This window comes from Vibrio harveyi (assembly GCF_030060435.1).
GTDB lineage: Bacteria > Pseudomonadota > Gammaproteobacteria > Enterobacterales > Vibrionaceae > Vibrio > Vibrio harveyi.
The window spans coordinates 2,053,500-2,072,485 of sequence record NZ_CP125876.1 but is presented as its reverse complement, the minus strand read 5'-3'; the positions used below and the strand labels follow the sequence as shown (position 1 = coordinate 2,072,485).

The window sequence follows — 18,986 nt, the reverse complement described above, 5'->3', positions numbered from 1 at the left end:
TCATAGAGTTATCGCGCTTTTTTGTGTTCAGTTTGTTGCTGTTCGACCGCTGACTGCTGGTAGATTACCGTTGCTCGCAGGTATTAATTAGGAGTGGCTTAAACGTGGATATCGAGTAAGCTGCCGATGACTTCGTTGTTTTTATCAACAACGGAAGCACCAATGCGATTGTAGGTTGAGGCTTGGGTGAGATTTACCAAGGGTTCGATTGGGTTAGAAGGTAAATCAGAAGCCTTATTGAACTCAAGTTCGTTGCCTTTTACTAAATCGACTTTATTGAAGGCGAGATCATTTTCTTTTATGAAGTCTTGCTGAATTTCATGCGCAGCACCTTCAGCCATCTTATGCGATAGCTGAATCATATTATATCCGGACTGTATTCCTGATACTGGCATGGTTACTCTCTCACTTTTTATGCTTTTGTTAGCATAGGAAGTGTTGATAATTCGTGCAAGTGCTTTATTTGAACTGTTTGATTACGCAAACAGTTTTGAAAGCATATCACGCTCTTCCGAAGAAAGAAGCGGACTCTCTTTTTTATTAAGGGATAGATTAATTTCACCTTGAAGTGACTTTAACTGAGAAGCCGTCAGTTCATTAATCTTCTTTCTTAATTCATAAAATTCTTGAGTAGTCATCGTGACCTCCCCACATTTCTTGGGTTTCTCCTTCATCAACCCACCTCAGCGACCCTCATGGTCACAATCAAACAGTGTTCTAATATGGTTAGATTAGATTTTGAGTGGTGATTTTTTGTCCGAGAAATGTCAGATGGTGTCAAATGACATGTAAGAATATTCTTATGAATAAGTCTGCTAATCATAAAGGAGTAGAATCATAACCTACTCCTCTGGAACAGTGTTCTTAATCAGTTTACGCGCACGGCAAACTTAGAAGCCAGTGAATGCAACTCGGGTAACATGCGATAGATTAGGTGAAGCTGTTGAAGCACCATTCGTGCAGAATGATCATCTTCATCACGCCACTCATTTAATCGTTGTTCCAAATTCGTGTCATCGATCGAGGACAAATCGCACTCTTCACAATGTTGATGCAGTTGTCGGTGCAGTACGTCTAGGTGCTGGTGAATACAACGGTGTGCATCCAGAACGAGTTGGTGAATTGACTCATCCTCAATTCTTGTACGGTGTGCGCCCAGTGCTGAAATGTAACTCAACATCGCGTGGTTTAGCGTAAGGAAGCGGAAACTCTCATCCACGGCTGTACGGTACTTACCCGGTTCCGCCAGCATAGTGCTGATGGCTGAAGATAGGTTGGCATCGGTATTGTGCGCCTGACGACGAGCAATTCGATAGCTCAAGTTATCTTTCTTACCAATTCGGTACTGACCGATGATCTGTCCAAGATATTGCTTGTTGGCGTCGATTGCATCCGACATGACTTTATGTAGACGTTTTGATTGCCAATCAGGCAGAATCACCATAACAGCACCAACCGCTAATACACAGCCAATCAAGGTATCTGCAAGGCGAGGGAGCACCACAGCGTAGCCTTCGCCCAATTGGTTAAATAGGAACAGCACGAGTAAGGTGATAAAGCCAGTCGCATAACCATAGTTGTTGATGCGAAACGCAAAGAACATCACGCCGGATATCACAATGAAGACCAACTGGCTTTCTTGGGAAGGAAAGAAGGTGAGCAGTGGTACGCCAATCAACAAGCCCGCTAACGTGCCAATCACGCGCGCAGTAAGCTTCTGTCTTGTCGCACTGTAGTTTGGTTGGCAGACAAACAACGTGGTCAGCAATATCCAGTATCCACGATCAATATCGAACGCTTGAATGATCCCATACCCTGCTGTAAGCGCAATCGACATGCGTAAGGCATGACGAAACAACATTGAATCCTTGTGCAAGTTAGCTGAAATGCGTTGCCACATTGCTTTAAGCGTGTGCGGATTGGTGTCATCCAGTACGTCTTCTTCCAATCGTTCAGCATCTGGGTTGTTGATGTTACTCAACTGCTTTTCTACGGTCGCAAGGTTATTGAACAAGTACGTTAACTGAGCCAATAAGCGCTTCCAGTGACTTTGTTGTTGTTCTTCTAAATAACCCAATGAGTTTTGTAATTCCGCTAATGCCAATATGGATTGATCAGTGTGCGTGTACTCGTTTCCCAACCGAATCGCATGAGCGATATCGCGGCAAGCTTGGGCTTGAGACTCAAGCAAATACTTAAAGCGGAATAAGACGTCAGAACGTTCGAATTCCGTCGCCAAATCTTGATAGCGATAATGGCTGGAACTCACGCGCTCGTGAATGTCTTGTGCGATAAAGTAGATATTGAGGAAGCGGTCACTCGGACCATCAATATGCCCGCGTTTGGAGCGGCTAAGCAGGGTTGCTTTACAAGTATTCAATGCATTTACGGTGGCTGCGTTTAATCTTGCTGCTTCAATCCGCATCGGCTGCGGGGTTAAGTTCGTTACTGGATGAAACAGCTTGGCTTTCGCATCAAGGTAATTGGCGATTTGCAGGAACACAGTTGCCAGACTTTGCTGAACAGGCTGCATTGGCCAAAACATCTGCCAAATCATCGACATAAAGTAATACCACGCAGCGCCCGTTAAAAGCAGCAATGGTTGGAACCAAATATTGGTACTCTCATGTGCCCCAAGCATGGTGTAGATGGCGATCAACAATGAGCCAAATGCAATGCTGGCGTACTTAGGTCCGATTGCTCCTAGCATGATGAAGCCGAACGTCGAGATAAACAGACCGATCGCAAATGCCCATGGCGTATCAAATAAGATCTCTATTGAGAAAGCAGCAACCGCAAAACAGATAAAGGTGAGAAAGAGGGCTTTTATCCTACCTGTAAAGCTGTCATCACTCTCTGCAAGTGCAGCGGCAATGACACCTAGAATCAGGGGCGTGATTAATGTGTTTTGCTGGAAGTACCATGCGGGGATCACGACGCCTAGTAAAGTGATCAGAATAAGAATGCTGTAGTTGAGAGTTTTGTTTGCCCAAAAGAGGCGGAATTTTAAAGCTGCTTGCACGATGCGCCTTTCGTTGCCGGTGGAAAACGAGAGAAGTTTAACAAACTCACTATAGCGCGTTTATGACCTAATTTAATAAAAATCGTCACTTGCTCAGGAAATCAACAGATTTGTCATTGACTTAACGAATCTACACGGATGAAAGAATATACCGCTGTTCACAAATTCAACAGTAATGTGAATTTTAATTAAGAATACAGGCAGAAGGCGATTTGTGCTTCATCCATCGCTACAATTTAGCGGTCTAAAATGATATAAAACGGGAACTTCTATATCAAAAGGCGCACCTTTCATGCAACTTACTGCCTCTAATAAAGCACAGTTTTTTATTCAAAATGAGTATTACCAAGTCGAAATAAAAGAAAACAGTGTTTTATTAAGCTCAGTGGGTAGTGAAGAACACATACCGTTTACGATTTGGAATGGCAAAGTTAGCGTGAAACGTGGTCTTCTCTGGAGCTCACTTCAGTTTTTTGCTCATGAGCAAGATGGCAAGCAACAAAGCTGGCTTGTGCAAGGTTTACCTTGGCCGCAATGTCGTAAGTTTGCGGTCGAAGCCGTGCGTCAGTATCAAGATTGGCATAACACCCAATGCCGTAAACTCGCGGAATATCTACCCAAGTGGGAAGATGAGCTGTATCAACTCAAACATCTTCCAGCCTACTTACCTCACTCAAAAGTGCAGTCTTGGGTGACTCAACTGAACGAAGAGCTCATTGAAATCAAAACCAGTTTGGCAGAAGCGAAAATGCGCATGCCTAAACGTATGGCGGAGATTGAACCATGGCTTGCACAAACCTCGCGGACGTTGAGTGAGCGTAACCATGAATGGTTAGAGAACGAACGCCCAAACTGGGAAGTGCTGTTTAGCCGAATTGAATCTTCGCCGCTTAACCTTTCTCAGCAGCATGCGGTGCTCCTTAACGATGACCATAACTTGGTACTAGCCGGAGCTGGTTCAGGTAAAACTAGTGTGCTGACAGCGCGTGTGGCGTACCTTCTACAAAGCCATCAAGCACAGGCAGAAGAGCTGCTGATGCTGGCCTTTGGTCGTGACGCTGCCAAAGAGATGAAAGAGCGATTGGTCGACAAAGTTGGCTTGGCGGCAGAAAGTGTTCGCGTTAATACATTCCATCAACTTGGTTTGCGCATCCTAAATCAAGTTGAGACTCAACCCGTGGAAATCAGCCCATTAGCGCTTGATGACAATCAGCGCTCAGCCTGGTGTATTGATTGGCTTAAGAAACATTGGATGACGCCAACAAACTTTAAGCGTTGGCAAAAGCATCTAGATAAATGGCCGATTGCGTACTTGAAAGGTGACGATGAGCTCGGCAGTCACTCGGAAAATCCTAAACTGATTGCTTGGTTAGATAACCAATTGTCTCAACTTGCATCGGTTGGTTTAACTAAGAAACAAGTACAAGAAAAGCTCGTTAATCACCAAGACTACACTCGTTTAAACAGTGAGTTGGCACTTTGCTGGCCGTGCTTTAGTGCGTGGCAAAAGATGCTCAAAGAAACCAATCAAGTGGACTTCCCAACCATGATCAGTCGTGCGACCGATTACGTTAAGAAAGGGAAATTCAGTTCACCTTGGCGTTTTATTATGGTGGATGAATACCAAGATATTTCTCCTGATCGCTTGGCGTTGATTGAGGCTCTATGTGAATCCACAGAGAAGCAAGCAGGTGCAACCTTGTTTGCTGTAGGTGATGACTGGCAAGCGATCTACCAATTTGCGGGCGCAGATGTGGATTTGACGACAGGATTCCAAGATAGATTCATTCATTCGACGGTGCATCACTTGGATACGACGTATCGCTTCAACAATCAAATTGGTGATGTAGCAAATACCTTTGTGCAAGAAAACCCATCGCAATTACCGAAGACACTAAACAGTCACAAACAACGTAAGCAGAAAAGCGTTCACACAGCACCAAGCAACCAAGTTGAGAAGATTCTTGACCAGCTTAACCAACAGGCGAAGAAAACCAAATCTGTGTTGTTGTTAGGACGTAATCATTACCACAAACCAGACTTATACGATGACTGGTTGAAGCGATTCCCGAACTTGGATATTCGCTTTATGACTTGTCACGCGAGTAAGGGTAGAGAAGCAGACTTTGTAATTATCCTATCAGTGGACGAAGGGCAATTCCCTGCGAAGAAAAAACAAGCTCATATTGATGGTGCGCTATGTGAGTCGAAAGACAAGTATCCATACGCAGAAGAACGTCGTTTATTCTATGTGGCAATTACGCGTGCGAAGGAAAAAGTGTGGATCACGCACACGGGAGCAGGGTCCTCATTTGTACAAGAGCTGGTAAATAGTGATTATCCCATCGTGACGTCAAGATAAGGTATACCTGTTATCTGATTACAACAAAGGCGATACTCAGTATCGCCTTTGTTGTACTTGTGATGAGTTTTATTTGTGACGAGTCGATCCGCTCAGAGGAATTAAGTGCGCTCTGCTATATATGCGTCGTAGTCTGGCACTTCAATATCAACTTCTTGGTCGATCAGTGGAGAGTTGAATAGGAACTTCGCTGTCGCGCGGTTCGTTGCTACAGGAATGTTCCAAACACTTGCAATACGTAGTAGTGCCTTTACATCTGGGTCATGTGGTACAGCATTTAGCGGATCCCAGAAGAACACAAGAACATCGATATTGCCTTCAGAAATCAGCGCACCAAGTTGCTGGTCGCCTCCCATTGGACCACTGATCATGCTCTTGATCGCTAAGCCCGTTTCTTTGCTTAGCATGTGACCCGTTGTGCCAGTTGCATACAAGAAATGGCTTTGTAGCTTTTCTTTGTTCTCTTTTACCCAACGAAGCAGTTCAGGTTTGCAATTATCGTGGGCAACCAATGCCACATGTTTGTGCGCAGGCATGGTACGAGTTGTTTTTTGCATCAAGTTATTTCCGTTTTTATGATTTTAAAGTCGTTACGGTTCAATAAAACACACTTTTTGCCTATCAATCAACAGCCTTAACGCTGAATGTCGGCCTATATTCTGACGGAGATAACGATTCTTCAATTGTATCGTCGTGAAGTGTCTTTGGCGTCAATGGTTTGATCTGTGGAGACGCATGTTTTTCATACGGTTGATGACGCAAATAGTGCGTCGCTTGAAGGACAGACAAACGGCCTTGTTCTACCATTTTATCGGTTGGAGCGAATAACACCTTATGACGCAATAGTCCACGATACACACCATGACTGAGATACACGGAAACCAAACCAATGTCCTTGGTTTTGTTTGCACTGCGTAGTTCACTGATCGCGGCTTCGATCGCAACGGCACTACCGACAATGTAGTCGATATCGCCCATATCAATAACACGCTGAACTAGGTTACGCTGTAACTCCTTGTCATTATCTGCCCAGTAAGAATCCACGATGTGAATATCGCTGTTCTTTATTGCTTCGTAGAAACCTGTGGTAACCGGTTTGGTACCACCACGCGTTCTTGGACCAAGCAGTAGGGCAATATTGGTTTTACCCGAGCCTTTAGGGTGCTTTTCTGCAAGGTATTTGCCGGCTTCATAGCCCATCCAATACCAGTCCACACCAACTACGCCTTTAAGCAGTTTGGCTTGCTCTGCATCAAGGTCGAGTTGATTTACGGTAGCAAATACAGGCGTATTACCAACCCAGTTTCTCAGGTTGTGCTCATAAGCTTGTGGATCAACGGTACCAAGGATAATGGCATCGGCACCCCATTGAGTACACAAAGCCAATTGTTGCTCTTGGCGCGTTTTATTGGGATAACCGCCTGCCTCAAGTACGCGCAGGTTAACACCCAGTTTTTCCGCTTCGGAAACCATTCCATAGTTTACTGATAGCCAGTATGAATCCTTTAAATGAGGGTAAATGGCACAGATTTTCTCTGCTGCAAAACTCGGCACTGAAGCGAAAAGTGTCATTGCTAGCGCAGATTGTTTGAAAATTGTGCGAAATGAACGCTGATTTATAACCATGAAATGAAGTTCGTTGGCATAGATTAAGTAAACACTGCAAAATATAACGTAATATGTCGCCGAACACGAATATTAAGGTCAGGAAAATATGTTGCTAGCTACCGCAAGCATCGGTCGTAAACTGTTATTGTCCTTCATTGCGATGGCAATGTTGGTGATGTTATCAGCATTAATCGGTGTATCAGGGTTTTCTCTGGTGGCAAAAACGGAAAGGAACGTGGTAGATGCTGCCATACCAGCAATGATTGAAGCTCGACAAGTGTCAGAGCTCAGTACCCGCATCATTTCATCGGTTCAAATGTTGTCCAATGCGCAAAACGAACAGGAGCGTAAAGAGGCGGGGCGCGTCTTATTTGATCAGCTTGAGTCCTTACTTACTCACATCAAAGAGCTGGGTGGAGAGTCTTTTGATTCACAATTGCTAGAGGCATTGGAAAATAACGTCCAGAACGTCATTAACAACCTGGCGGAGTTAGGTGTCACGGTAGAACGCAAGCTTTGGCTAGCGAAAGAGATCGATACGCGTGTAGAAGAAATGCGCTTATTGAGTGAAGAGTTGGAGCAACTTACGCGTACTCAAGTGCAAAACACCAGTACCATTGCCGTTGCGAACGTGACGCATATTTATGATTTGCTTGAATCCAACAAGAAAGATCAAGTGTATCAAGCGCTAGATGCGTTAGTGGAAGTCGACCTAGACCTGACCGAACGACTTCACGAGCTGCATTTACTCGCCTTCAAGATGCTCAACCAAATTGAAGAAGCGCGCACACTGACTAACGTAGACCGCATTCAACAGATCCAAACTGCGTTCGAAGACAACCTAAAAATCATGAAACGCCGAGTGTTAGCGGTAGAAGACCCAACGCGCTCAGAGCAAATGAGCCAACTTCTTACTGAACTGGGTAAACGTCAAGTTGTCTTCACCATTTTGCTTCAACAATATGAGAACAACGAGCAGTCTCAACAACTAATGCAAAAAACGCTTGAGCTTTTCTCTGAGTTAAACAGCACCGTAAACAAGCTGGTGGATGACTCTAACCAGACTACCCGTATTGCGGTTGAACAACTGACAAGTACCTTGAAATTTGCGCAGTGGTCGCTAACGGTCATTTCGATCATTGGTTTGATCATTGTTGTGCTTATTCTTTGGCGTGTGGTTTACGTGTCGGTCGTGAAGCGCTTGACAGAATACTCTTCGGCGCTGCTTTCTGTTGCGCAGGGCAACCTAGCGGTAGAGCTGGAAGTGAAAGGAAAAGATGAGCTGGCGCATATGGGGCAAGCCATCATTACTGCTCGTAATACGGCGCAAGCCCTCAAGGTGGTTGCTGAGGGCGAAGCGAAAGCCAAGCGTGAATTGGAAGAGCATAAAGAGCACCTCGAAGAGCTGGTTGAGCAACGAACTTCTCAGCTGAAACAAGCAAACCGCCGTTTGAATGAAGAGGTGTTGAACCACGCGAAAGCACGTAAGCAAGCAGAACAAGCCAGCCGAGCGAAGTCTGCCTTCCTTGCTACTATGAGTCATGAGATTCGTACGCCGATGAATGGCGTGCTTGGTACGGCACGTCTGCTGATTGATTCCGGCCTGAACCCAATCCAAAAGCGTTACGCAGAAATCATCAACCGCAGTGGTAAAACGTTGCTGGCGATTTTGAATGACGTTCTGGATTACTCGAAAATCGAAGCCGGACATTTGGAGATCCGCAGTTTAGGTTTCGACTTGCACCAAATGATTGAAGACACATTCCAGTTGATGAACGGCAAAGCGCAAGAGAAAAAACTGCTGTTCTCTTACCATATCGAAAGTGATGTAGGGCGCTACTGGAAAGGGGATGTTACGCGCATCAATCAAGTTCTAAATAACTTAGTGGGTAATGCGATTAAGTTCACCGAACAAGGTGAGATTGACATCTATGTCAGCTTAAACCCAGAAGATGAATCGCAAGTTCTGTTCGAAGTCTCGGATACCGGTATTGGCATTGCAAAGAAAGACCAAAAAACCTTATTCGATGCCTTTACACAAGCTGAAGGCGGTTTGAACCAAACTGGTGGTACCGGGTTAGGTCTTGCTATTAGCCGCCGTATTATTCAAGCAATGGGGGGTCGTTTGGATGTGGATTCGGACGAAGGACATGGCAGCCGTTTCTGGTTTTCCATTCCTTTAGAAGAGAGTGAGCCTGTAGAGACGGTTTCCATCGCGAGCGCTCGTTGTAAAGTGAAAGCGAAAGTTCTGCTAGTAGAAGACAATCCTGTAAACCGTGTTGTGGCGGAAGGTTTCTTAGAGAGCATGGGACACCAAGTTATCATGGCAGAAAATGGCTTAGAGGCGGAGCAGATCATTGACAAGCACGATTTCGACATTGCACTGGTCGATATCAACTTGCCAGATTGTAACGGTGCTGATTTAATCCACCGCCTTAAACGCATAGAGCGCAACAAACCAGCGGATAAAGCACTTGCACCTACGCCAATGGTGGCGGTTTCTGCTCATGTATTTGCTGAAGAAGTGGAAAGCTATTTGGCGGCGGGATTTGATGGCTACTTACCAAAACCTATGGAAAAAGAAGCTCTTGCTGCGCTCATCCAAGATATGTTGGATGGCAAACAGCTGCTGCTTCCTCAAAGCGGGGAATGCATCCCACATGATGAAATAACAACAACGACCGACAACAACGAATCGGCGGTCACAACAGACACGATAGCAGAGGAGCCAGCAATGGTTATCATCAACCCTAATGTGATTCAGTCAGACATGAAGATTTTGGGCAGAGAAAAGATGCTGCACATCATTGATTTGTTCAGACAAACCAGCGCTGATGTACTAAGCCAAATGGAAACGTCTTCAGAAAGCGGTGACAGCCGAGGCGTGAAAGATCTTGCCCACAAATTGAAAGGCAGCGCAGGCAGTTTAGGTCTGACGGCATTAATGAATACATGCCAATGTGTTGAAATTGCCGCTGAGCCATTGGAGGCGTACGCTACACACCAAGGTGCACTAAAAGAGCAAGTTGATGAGTCGATTCATGCCCTTGATAACCTGATGGCTGAATAAACGTCTATTTTGCTACCTGCTTGAGCCAGAAGGTAAATTCGAGCAAGTAGATCAATGCCGATAAACAAAAACCTCCGGTTTACGCCGGAGGTTTTTTTCTATTCGGTCAGATCATCTTCCCACTCAAACCGAGTGTCTAATGCATAAGGATCATCTTCGAACGGATGCTCCATTCTGCCACGCAAGTATTCGAGTTGGTGCTCAAGCATGTTGACCGTATCGTAATCCCCCTCTGAGCAAGCAACGTAAATCTGTTGCTCGAGAGCGGCAATGTTGTCTCGGATACTCATGAGAACCCCCTTAAATCATCATCGATTCTCAAAACGATTATAGTCAAGTAAACCAAATTCGATCGGTTGATTTGTACGATACCAATCGTGGATACGATCGCTAAACGGCCAGAACTTTTCTGAGCTTCGGCGAATCGCAAAATTATCCAGTAACTTAACGTAATCTGACTCGGATTTTAGAGCACTAAATTGATCGACAAATTCTTTTACCTGATTTTCGTTAATTGAGAAAAACGCAGCTGGGTAACTGCCAACAACACCTCGAACGATGGTCATATCATCATTTGCGAAGTCACGGTTACTTTCTTCATCAAACAAACTAGAAATATTGATATGCGCGTTATTATGCAGCAGGGTAAACAGCTCATCTTGACCGGAATTACTGCGCACCATCAGCATGGTGATTTGCGGCACAGTTTGGAGTCCCTCTCCACGAACTTGGTTGATGCTTGCCAACTGCTGCTCACTCTCCACCGTTAGTGCGGTATCTACAATGTCATAACGTGGTAACAGGATAGGTGAAACCTGCTTGCGCAAGATGTCGAGCAGTTCGGATTTCGGGTCGTCAGTATGGTACACAACGCTAGTCGGTTGGCTAAATGGTGCGACATTACGCTGCAAGAAGTCGCTTAGCTGACGCGGTTGATCTTGGTACCAACTTGAGTGCTCTTGATGACGCATATCGGCAGGCAATAGGGCAATGAAATTACTCTCCCCTTCAAGACGAAGGAAGTCCATGAACATACGAGTGATCAACTGATGACCAAAGTTGCCGTAAACATCAAACCCAGCAACGAGAAGGTAGTGAATTCGCTCAAGTAGGGCATAGTCCAGCACCCAAGCTGTTTTTGGTTGTTCTCCGACTAAACCCTGCACGACAGATGCACTGTCAAAGTGGCGGAATACCGTTAGCGCTGCATTCGGATTGGTGCCGTTACCATCCCAAATCACATCCGTAGAAAGATGCTCGCCGTTTTTGAACCATTTGTTGATGAAGTCTGATTTAGCCTCTAGGTAACGAGCTTGCTGGCGTGAGTACTTCACCCAGTTTGTTACTGGTACGGTATTGCTTTCTAACTCGCCCGGAAGCTTCAAATTGTCTGCTTGGGAACGATAAAACTCGTTCACCTCGGGAATATCCGCTTTGTCTGGATCGAGGAAGAACACCCAGAAACGGTCGTTAATTACATTCAATGCTAATTGACCGCGACACACCGGACCTTTGATGTAAGCCATAATGGTGTTTTGTGCATTATCCAGCATGAACTTGAAGCGAGATTTCACTGGTAGGTCAATGAATGCAGTCATCGGGTTAGCAGCGACTTCTGGCTCGTAGCTTGGCAGTTGTGCCACTTTGTAATCGGCATCAATGAACCACTTTTTCCAGTTATCAATGCGTTGTTTATTCAAGGCAAACGGCATGTGGGTCTTATCCACGATAGTGCCTTGCTCTGGAATAATACGGTAGTAAACGCGTTCCACTTTGGGGTCATCATATGGACGACGTGTGGTAATGCGTTTTACAGGCTCGCCGGGAGGCGTCGCAGAGCGAACTAATATAAAGAATCGAGGTTGTTCTCCATCTAATTCAGAGAAATATAGGTGAGATAAGAACAGATGTTCGTAAATGTAACGAGCAGCAAGTTGATTCTTACGAGAGCCCTTGTTGAGTAACGCTTCGTACTTGTCTACTTCTGTTTGTTGTTGCTCGGTTAACGGTACATGTGCGTTCATGATCGCGCCATTCTTTAACCAAAGCATCAATGTTTGATACTCCGCTGAAGTTAAGTTCGGCATACCAAAAGGCATTCCCCATGTTGGGTTGTCTTGCTCATATTGCGCGTATTCTTCAATGGTCGGACAGGTTTGTTCACGATCGATAGAAAAATCGAAGCCTTCTAGCTGAACTTGGTCGGGAAGAGGGTGACGTTCCTTTTGTTGCAGCATTCGTGCAATTAGACCTGCATCCATGTTAGCCGCCATGCTCTGCTCACGTTCGTTAAGCACAGGATGGAAGCCAGCGTCACGCCACTCCTGAGTGGTTTGTGCATCTTCAAATAGACGAGTTGGTGCAGCGGCAGTGAGGCGAGTGCCTTCATATACTAAAGCTTTGCTTGCTCCGCGGTCTATGCCTTCTACGGAAGAAAGTTTGAGCTGACAAGGGGCATCGTAGCAGGCATGGCAAACCACACAGCGATTATCAACAATAGGTTTGACGTCATGTTGAAAGAAATCCGCTTGTGGGGTATCAATCGTTGCGGTTCGCTCGCGAACTTGCTCAGGACCAAACAGTTTATCGTAGTTTAGTCCTGCATAGGTCGCACAACCCGCAAATAAAGTGGCAATAGACAGTGTAAAAATTAAACGTAAATTCATTGAGTTATTTTGAGTAAATTGAATTTGCGTTAATTAAAGCAAAATACGCCGCTAAATACCAAAAATCGGAGCAATTCGCCCCGATTTCTGAGTTGTTATCGTTAGGTCAATGGCAATGTACTCACTCGAACCTAGAACGCGTAAGTGACGTTAAATCGGAAGTCTCGACCAGGGCTCGCATACCCTTGTGCTACTGGGCTTCCGATGTATGCCATGTATGAGGCATGGTCGAAGTAGTACTTATCAAAGACGTTCTTCACCGATAGGGTTAAGGAAAGTTCTTCATCAGCTAATGGCATCCAGTATGCGTAAACGTCATGCACACCATAGCCTGGCTTTTCTGGATGGACGGTTGGATCCGCTACATCGGTCAAGCGTTCAACAAATCGTGCATTCCAACCAAACTCAAGGGTTTCCATTGGTTGGTAGATAAGATCAAGTACCCAAGTATCACCAATCGATGTTCCCAATGTGGAATCTTCATCAGAAAGCGGTGTGCCGTTTAGCTCTGGACGCGATTGGTTGTAACTCAATCGAGCTGATACGTCAGCAATTGCATAGCCTAAGTAAGCGGTAACACCTTGGTTATCCAAATCGCCCACGTTGGTGTAAACCGCGCCTTGGTTTGTTACCACGTCTTTGATTGTGCTATCGAAGAAGGTGACGCCAGCAAAGAAATCATCGTATTGGTAATTTGCCCCTAGCTCTAAGTTGCGTGCTTCTTCAGGTTTACGATTTGGGTCATTTTCGCGGTAATCGATAACAAACAGTTCTTTGATTTGTTGACCACGGAACGCTTCCGCATAACTAGCAAATAGGTTCAAGCCTTCCAACGCATTGTAATTAATACCTACGTTAGGGCTAAAACCGTTTGAGTCGAAGTCTTGGTCCTTGTTATCGGTTAACTCGTACCAATCGTAACGAGCACCAGCGGTTAGAATGATGGTTTCTGTTAACATCCAATCATCTTGGACAAACAGACCATAGACTGTGCCTTTTTCTTCATCATCCTTTTTACCATCGTAGTTGGTTTCAAATTCCGATTTGTCTTTCTTGTAATCCAAGCCATAGACCAAAGTGTGGTCAGTCAATTTACTCGTGTTGAATATCTTTATACCAGTAGTCTGGATCGAACCATCACTGGTGCCCCAGCGGGGGTGATCTTTATGAGCTAAGCGACTATCGGTGTAGTAGAGCGTGGTGTCTAAATTAAACAATTCGCTTGCTGCGTATTTGTGATTCAGAGTAAAAGTAGAACGATCGGTTTCTTGATCGAGAGGCGCATTTTTAAAGCTTGGCTGGAAGTGAGGGCGATTTAAACGTCGACCATCATCATTGCGGTAATCGTAACTGATAGATAAGTAATGTTCGTCATTCAACTGACCAGAAAGCTTTAGAAGCGCAATTTGTTGCTCTAACGCTGTGTAGGGTTGTTCCTGACCTTTACCGTCTTCGATGTTATCGCCGTCGACGTAACCAAATGAAGCCAGAAGACCAAGCTGATCAGCGACTTCTCCGTATAAACTTGCTGAAACCTTGTAACCCTCATTATTGGTGTAATAACCGCCTTTTAGCATCGCACCATAGGTTTCACCTGCGGCAAGGAGATCGTGTGCATCTTTAGTGGTGAACTTAATCGCGCCACCGAGTGCACCTGGTCCGTCTGTTGCACGACCTGTACCAGCACTCACATCAACTTGCTTGAGAAGTTCAGGTTCAATAGAGAGTCGACCTTGATGGTGGAATAGGTTACCGGATTGCTCCGCACCGTCGATAGATACATTCAACATGGTATCTTCCAGACCACGGACATAGACCTTTTGAGAAACGCCAGAAGAGCCACCGACGCTAACTTCTGCATCTTTACGGAAAATGTCGTTCAAGTCTTGCGCTTGGGATTTAGCGAGCTGATCGGAATCGATTGTGATATCGACGCCTTCAGGCGTGTGCCCAGTAACTTCGACAATTTCGATGTCATCCTTGGCGTATGTCGCTTGTGATGCAACCAAAAGCGCGATGGTAAGTGGGCTTAGCTTAAATACGGTTGAAGCAGACACCGTAACCTCCATTGTTAATGAGAATTATTATCGAGTGAGATTTTGGTGATTCTTCCACTCTGAGTAAACGACTTTTACAACTGTTACAATCCTTGCAGTGAGCTGGAGTTAGCGTCGTTTAGGTAATGAAATATCCATCGTCAATCCCTTTGGTTCTGCGTTGTAAGCGGTGATCTTGCCGCCTACTGCTTCGATGTGGCGCTTGGCGAGCGCAAGACCTACACCAAAGCCTTTTCGGGATGTGACTTGGTTATTTGCTTTAAAGAAGGGTTTGAAGATTTGTCGATACAGACTAGGGTCGATACCCGGACCTGAATCAGTAATCAAGATTTGATAATGATTGGATTTGGTGAGAACACGAATGTCTAAAGTTTCTTTTGTTTGTGTGTATCGCAGACCGTTACGAATGATGTTCTCCAAAGATTGGCTGAGTGCCATTTGGTTCGAGTCCTGTAGAGGAAGAGAATGATCTTGCAGCAATGAAACCTGTTTATCCGGGTATTCAAAACGCGCATCTTCTACGATGATTTCAATTAGCTCGGCGAGATCAAACGACTCGGTTCTTAAGTTTGGTTGCTCATTTTCAATCCACGCAAGGGTCAGTGTGTCTTCGGCGGTCGCTCGCATTTTTTGAGTATCGCTTTTGATTCGTTCTAGCATTTGCTCGCGTTCGATATTTTTATCTACGCAGTCAATTGCCATCTCAATTCGAGCGAGTGGGGTACGTATCTCATGTGACATGTCCGCAATAAGGTTGCGGTTGTGCTGAATCACATCTGACGTTCGTGCCGCCATTTTGTCGAAAGTACGAGCGACTTGGCTAATCTCGTCGTTGCCTAGTTTCATGGTATGCCCAATACGGGCAGAGTAATCGCCCTGACTGAAAGCTTGACTGGCACGATGAAACTGCTGCAAGGGGCGCATGACATAACGGTACAAATACACAGTCAGTGCTAGTAGAGAAAGAAAGGGAATCACAAAGCGAAACAACCAAAACGCGTGAGACATGTAGGTTCCCGGTCGCATTCGATCTGGTAGCAGAATCAAAAAGTGGTATCCGAATGGAGAGAGTGGGACTTCCATAATTGGGTTGTCTGGGAAATCGAGGTGAATCTTCCACTCTACACTTCGACCAATTCCATAACCTTGCCAAAAACGTTGGTTGAGCGGGTTCCCTCCTTTTACGTCAAGATGGGATTGCAACACGGTTGCCCAAGTTGATTCTTTGATAGCAAGCTCTTCCAGCCAAACATCAAGTCCGTGCCAATCTTGTTGGTCAATGAAGGTTTGTGCGGTATTGCCCCAATCTAAAATTTGTTGACGATGAGACTTCTTTAAATAGCTCATTTTCTCGTTAGAGAGGATGGCAGCACTATGAATCAGAGAGAAAAAGATCACCACTCCAAGGGATAAGACGATAAATAGCCGCCAAAACAGCATTTTTTTCATTTAAAAATGTATCCCTTGCCATGAACGGTTTGGATGCGGTCGTTAGACATTCCCTCTGCGATGAGGCGCTTGCGTACTCGGCTTAAGTGCATATCAAGAGCACGGTCGTATTGACTGAACTGACGCTCTAGAACGGTCTGATAAAGAAAGGGTTTACTTAACACTTCACCGCGATGTTCGATTAAAGTCCAAAGTAACTTGAACTGAATCGGTGTGAGTTGAACAGGTTCCATTTCTGGGCGGTGATGAAGCGTAACGGAATGCGTCTGCTTACTGAGAAGAAGCTCTCTATCACTGAGTTTTGTGGCAGAGTTAGGTTGTTGAATCAGTTGGGTTCGGCGCAGTATCGCTTCAACACGTAAGCTAACCTCGGTGAAGTTACAGGGTTTAGTAATGTAATCATCAGCACCACATTTAAGACCTTGAATCCGATATTCTTCCGCACCGTAAGCGGTGAGCATGACAACGGGGGTTTGCGACTGAGATCGAATCACATTAAGCACTTCAAATCCATCAAGGTTAGGTAGGTTCACATCTAAAATCACCAAGTCGAACGTTTGTTGATGAAATGCGCTTACTCCATCGTCACCACTGTACATAGAACTCACGCTGTAACCTTGCTCTTTGAGTAGTTCTGTGAGTTGAAGGTTGAGGTCGGGATCATCTTCAACTAACAAAATAGAAGGAGCAGTTGAGGGAGCACTAGAAGACCAGTTTTGATGAGAAGTGCTAGCGGCTGACGTTGGACTGAACATGTTGATGCATTACTCATTATTTGATAATGCGAACTATTATCAAAAATCAACTGGTGAAAATCAATGTGCTGAATGAGAAAGCTATCAGTTATTAGTAATAGAGCGTCAAAGTGCGACCTAATTAGAAGTTTCGTTATCTGAGTGGGAGGTGATGCGAACGTGTGATATAGGGCGGTCAATTAGTAAAGAACAAGCGACCAACGGATAAAAGTGAAAAAAGAAAACCCACCAAGGCTGGCGGGTTTTTTCGGTAGTAGCAAAAGAAACTATTTCATTTTCTTAACTTCTTGCTGAAGTTGTTCTAGCTGTTTCATTTTCCCTTGTAGACCAAGAGATTGGTAGCTAATTGATGCAGGGTTCATCATTTGACCTTGCTGCATTGGGTAATCCGGTAGTGTCTTGAAGAACTCACCTAGCACGTCTTGGATAGGTACGAACAACCACATGTTGTCAGCCATCCAGCGCAGGTACATACCAGACTCGTGAGGCGCTTTCTCGAATGGGTCAGCACGTAGGTGGATGATCTTCGGCCAGTTTGGTGCGAAGCGTACCGCGTCCGTAATGTTACCTTCTAGTGTTGCGAAATGCAGTTTCCAATCGTTCCAGCGAACTGCGTTTAGCTCACCGTTTGCTGTGAAGTACAGTAGTGATTCACGTGGACCTTTCTCTTCTTTACCTTGGAAGTAAGGCATGAAGTTGTAGCCATCAATATGTACGCGCCAGTCTTTGCCATTTGCTTTGTAGCCTTTAGCCAGTTTCTCTTTCACGTCAGGAACGCCTGCTGCTGCCATCAGTGTTGGTAACCAGTCTTGGTGCGCCATCATTTCGTTGATCTTAGTACCCGGTTCGATTACGCCAGGCCAACGAACGAGCTGAGGAACACGCATACCGCCTTCCCATGTCGTGCCTTTTTCACCGTGGAATGGTGTTGCACCGCCGTCAGGCCACGATACAGTCTCTGCACCGTTATCGGTTGAGTAGATAACGATGGTGTTGTCTGCGACGCCTAGCTCATCCAATTTGTCCAGTAGAATACCCACTTGATCATCATGCTCTAACATGCCGTCGGCGTAGATACTGATGCCTGATTTACCTTGGTATTTCTCTTGAAGGCGAGTCCATACGTGCATGCGTGTTGTGTTATGCCAGATGAAGAAAGGCTTGTCCGCTTTTACGGCTTTTTCCATGAACGCCAATGACGTTTCTAGGAATTCTTCATCGGCATGCTCCATACGCTTACGCGTCATAGGACCTGTGTCTTCGATCTTACCGTCAGCAAATGACTTGATTACACCGCGAGGGCCGTAGTTTTTACGGAATTCAGGGTCTTTCGGGTAGTAATATGTTTCTGGCTCTTCTTCAGCGTTTAGGTGGTAAAGGTTACCAAAGAACTCGTCGAAACCATGGTTAGTTGGCAAGTGTTGGTCTTGGTCACCCAAGTGGTTCTTACCGAACTGAGCCGTCATGTAGCCTTGCTCTTTTAGCAAGTCTGCAATGGTCGGTGCCCAATCAGGGATACCGTGAGTTGAGCCTGGCATACCAATTGTAAGCAAGCCAGTACGGAACGGTTCTTGACCTGTGATGAATGCTGCACGGCCTGCAGTACAAGATTGCTGACCGTAGTGATCAGTAAATAGTGCACCTTCGTTTGCGATACGGTCGATATTCGGGGTTTCGTAACCCATCATACCTTGGTTGTATGCACTGATGTTCCAGTAACCAACATCATCACCAAAAATCGCTAGGATATTCGGTTTGTCTGCCGCCACTGCTGCGCTTGAGGTTGCCAGTACGCCGAGACCGACAGCCAGCTTGCTCATTTGGTTAGCCATAAAAACTCCAAATTGGTTGAAAGTTGGAAGAGAAGCTTAGGGACCGCCTACGCTTCGTTGGCTATTAAGTTAATGATGCAATTGAAGAATGTCGCTTTATAGTGTTTATAACCATAAGTTATGCAGACGCGTAACTCTTTGTTTTCTTAGTTTAATATTCAAACC

Annotated in this window: 13 protein-coding genes; 2 read left to right on the top strand and 11 right to left on the bottom strand. The window is 45.3% G+C overall.

Annotated elements, in window-relative coordinates:
* Positions 1-98 precede the first annotated feature (98 nt).
* The 3 genes from QMY49_RS25680 to yccS all read right to left on the bottom strand — a co-directional run bounded on the left by QMY49_RS25680 (position 99) and on the right by yccS (position 3,022).
* Positions 99-362, bottom strand: a complete 264-nt coding sequence (locus QMY49_RS25680; RefSeq protein WP_005447226.1) for a hypothetical protein — start codon at positions 360-362, stop codon at positions 99-101.
* Between the two features lie 114 nt (positions 363-476).
* Complete coding sequence (locus QMY49_RS25675; RefSeq protein WP_009697258.1) at positions 477-638, bottom strand: hypothetical protein; 162 nt, start codon at positions 636-638, stop codon at positions 477-479.
* A gap of 230 nt (positions 639-868) precedes the next feature.
* Positions 869-3,022 (bottom strand): YccS family putative transporter, encoded by a 2,154-nt coding sequence (yccS, locus tag QMY49_RS25670; protein WP_283315324.1) that lies wholly within the window; start codon positions 3,020-3,022, stop codon positions 869-871.
* A gap of 292 nt (positions 3,023-3,314) precedes the next feature.
* On the opposite strand from yccS, the gene helD reads away from it, so the two are divergent.
* The gene (gene helD / locus QMY49_RS25665; protein ID WP_283315321.1) at positions 3,315-5,384 is read left to right on the top strand and encodes a DNA helicase IV; all 2,070 of its coding nucleotides are present in this window, start codon (positions 3,315-3,317) and stop codon (positions 5,382-5,384) included.
* Between the two features lie 101 nt (positions 5,385-5,485).
* Here the strand turns inward: helD and QMY49_RS25660 are convergent, their stop codons facing one another.
* Together QMY49_RS25660 and torT are read right to left on the bottom strand one after the other, a co-directional pair.
* Positions 5,486-5,941, bottom strand: a complete 456-nt coding sequence (locus tag QMY49_RS25660; RefSeq protein ID WP_005447220.1) for a methylglyoxal synthase — start codon at positions 5,939-5,941, stop codon at positions 5,486-5,488.
* Positions 5,942-6,005: 64 nt separating this feature from the next.
* Positions 6,006-7,055 carry a TMAO reductase system periplasmic protein TorT gene (torT, locus tag QMY49_RS25655; RefSeq protein ID WP_080654193.1) on the bottom strand — a complete coding sequence of 350 codons (1,050 nt, stop codon included), beginning with the start codon at positions 7,053-7,055 and terminating at the stop codon, positions 6,006-6,008.
* A gap of 43 nt (positions 7,056-7,098) precedes the next feature.
* Between torT and torS the strand changes: the two genes are divergently transcribed.
* Positions 7,099-10,062, top strand: coding sequence for a TMAO reductase system sensor histidine kinase/response regulator TorS (gene torS, locus QMY49_RS25650; RefSeq protein ID WP_009697255.1), 2,964 nt, complete (start codon positions 7,099-7,101; stop codon positions 10,060-10,062).
* 98 nt (positions 10,063-10,160) lie between these two features.
* On the opposite strand, the gene QMY49_RS25645 is transcribed toward torS, so the two are convergent.
* From QMY49_RS25645 to QMY49_RS25620, 6 genes are all read right to left on the bottom strand, one after another.
* Positions 10,161-10,352, bottom strand: a complete 192-nt coding sequence (locus QMY49_RS25645; protein ID WP_005447215.1) for a hypothetical protein — start codon at positions 10,350-10,352, stop codon at positions 10,161-10,163.
* An 18-nt stretch (positions 10,353-10,370) separates the two neighbouring features.
* Entirely contained in the window at positions 10,371-12,728 is a 2,358-nt protein-coding gene (locus QMY49_RS25640) for a fatty acid cis/trans isomerase (RefSeq protein ID WP_074051612.1), read from the bottom strand.
* A 131-nt stretch (positions 12,729-12,859) separates the two neighbouring features.
* Complete coding sequence (locus QMY49_RS25635) at positions 12,860-14,785, bottom strand: TonB-dependent receptor domain-containing protein (RefSeq protein ID WP_017819209.1); 1,926 nt, start codon at positions 14,783-14,785, stop codon at positions 12,860-12,862.
* Between the two features lie 108 nt (positions 14,786-14,893).
* The gene (locus tag QMY49_RS25630) at positions 14,894-16,234 is read right to left on the bottom strand and encodes a sensor histidine kinase (RefSeq protein ID WP_009697252.1); all 1,341 of its coding nucleotides are present in this window, start codon (positions 16,232-16,234) and stop codon (positions 14,894-14,896) included.
* Positions 16,231-16,989 (bottom strand): response regulator transcription factor, encoded by a 759-nt coding sequence (locus QMY49_RS25625; protein WP_009697251.1) that lies wholly within the window; start codon positions 16,987-16,989, stop codon positions 16,231-16,233. Before QMY49_RS25625 ends, QMY49_RS25630 begins: the two co-directional genes overlap by 4 nt.
* A gap of 266 nt (positions 16,990-17,255) precedes the next feature.
* Positions 17,256-18,821 carry an arylsulfatase gene (locus QMY49_RS25620; RefSeq protein WP_005447193.1) on the bottom strand — a complete coding sequence of 522 codons (1,566 nt, stop codon included), beginning with the start codon at positions 18,819-18,821 and terminating at the stop codon, positions 17,256-17,258.
* Between the last annotated feature and the right edge of the window lie 165 nt (positions 18,822-18,986).

Bases quoted from the DNA above. Each gene is read 5' to 3' on its own strand.
- QMY49_RS25680 (WP_005447226.1), bottom strand. From the start codon at position 362: ATGATTCAGCTATCGCATAAGATGGCTGAAGGTGCTGCGCATGAAATT.
- QMY49_RS25675 (WP_009697258.1), bottom strand. From the start codon at position 638: ATGACTACTCAAGAATTTTATGAATTAAGAAAGAAGATTAATGAACTG.
- helD (WP_283315321.1), top strand. From the start codon at position 3,315: ATGCAACTTACTGCCTCTAATAAAGCACAGTTTTTTATTCAAAATGAG.
- QMY49_RS25660 (WP_005447220.1), bottom strand. From the start codon at position 5,941: ATGCAAAAAACAACTCGTACCATGCCTGCGCACAAACATGTGGCATTG.
- torS (WP_009697255.1), top strand. From the start codon at position 7,099: ATGTTGCTAGCTACCGCAAGCATCGGTCGTAAACTGTTATTGTCCTTC.
- QMY49_RS25645 (WP_005447215.1), bottom strand. From the start codon at position 10,352: ATGAGTATCCGAGACAACATTGCCGCTCTCGAGCAACAGATTTACGTT.
- QMY49_RS25640 (WP_074051612.1), bottom strand. From the start codon at position 12,728: ATGAATTTACGTTTAATTTTTACACTGTCTATTGCCACTTTATTTGCG.
- QMY49_RS25630 (WP_009697252.1), bottom strand. From the start codon at position 16,234: ATGAAAAAAATGCTGTTTTGGCGGCTATTTATCGTCTTATCCCTTGGA.
- QMY49_RS25625 (WP_009697251.1), bottom strand. From the start codon at position 16,989: ATGTTCAGTCCAACGTCAGCCGCTAGCACTTCTCATCAAAACTGGTCT.
- QMY49_RS25620 (WP_005447193.1), bottom strand. From the start codon at position 18,821: ATGGCTAACCAAATGAGCAAGCTGGCTGTCGGTCTCGGCGTACTGGCA.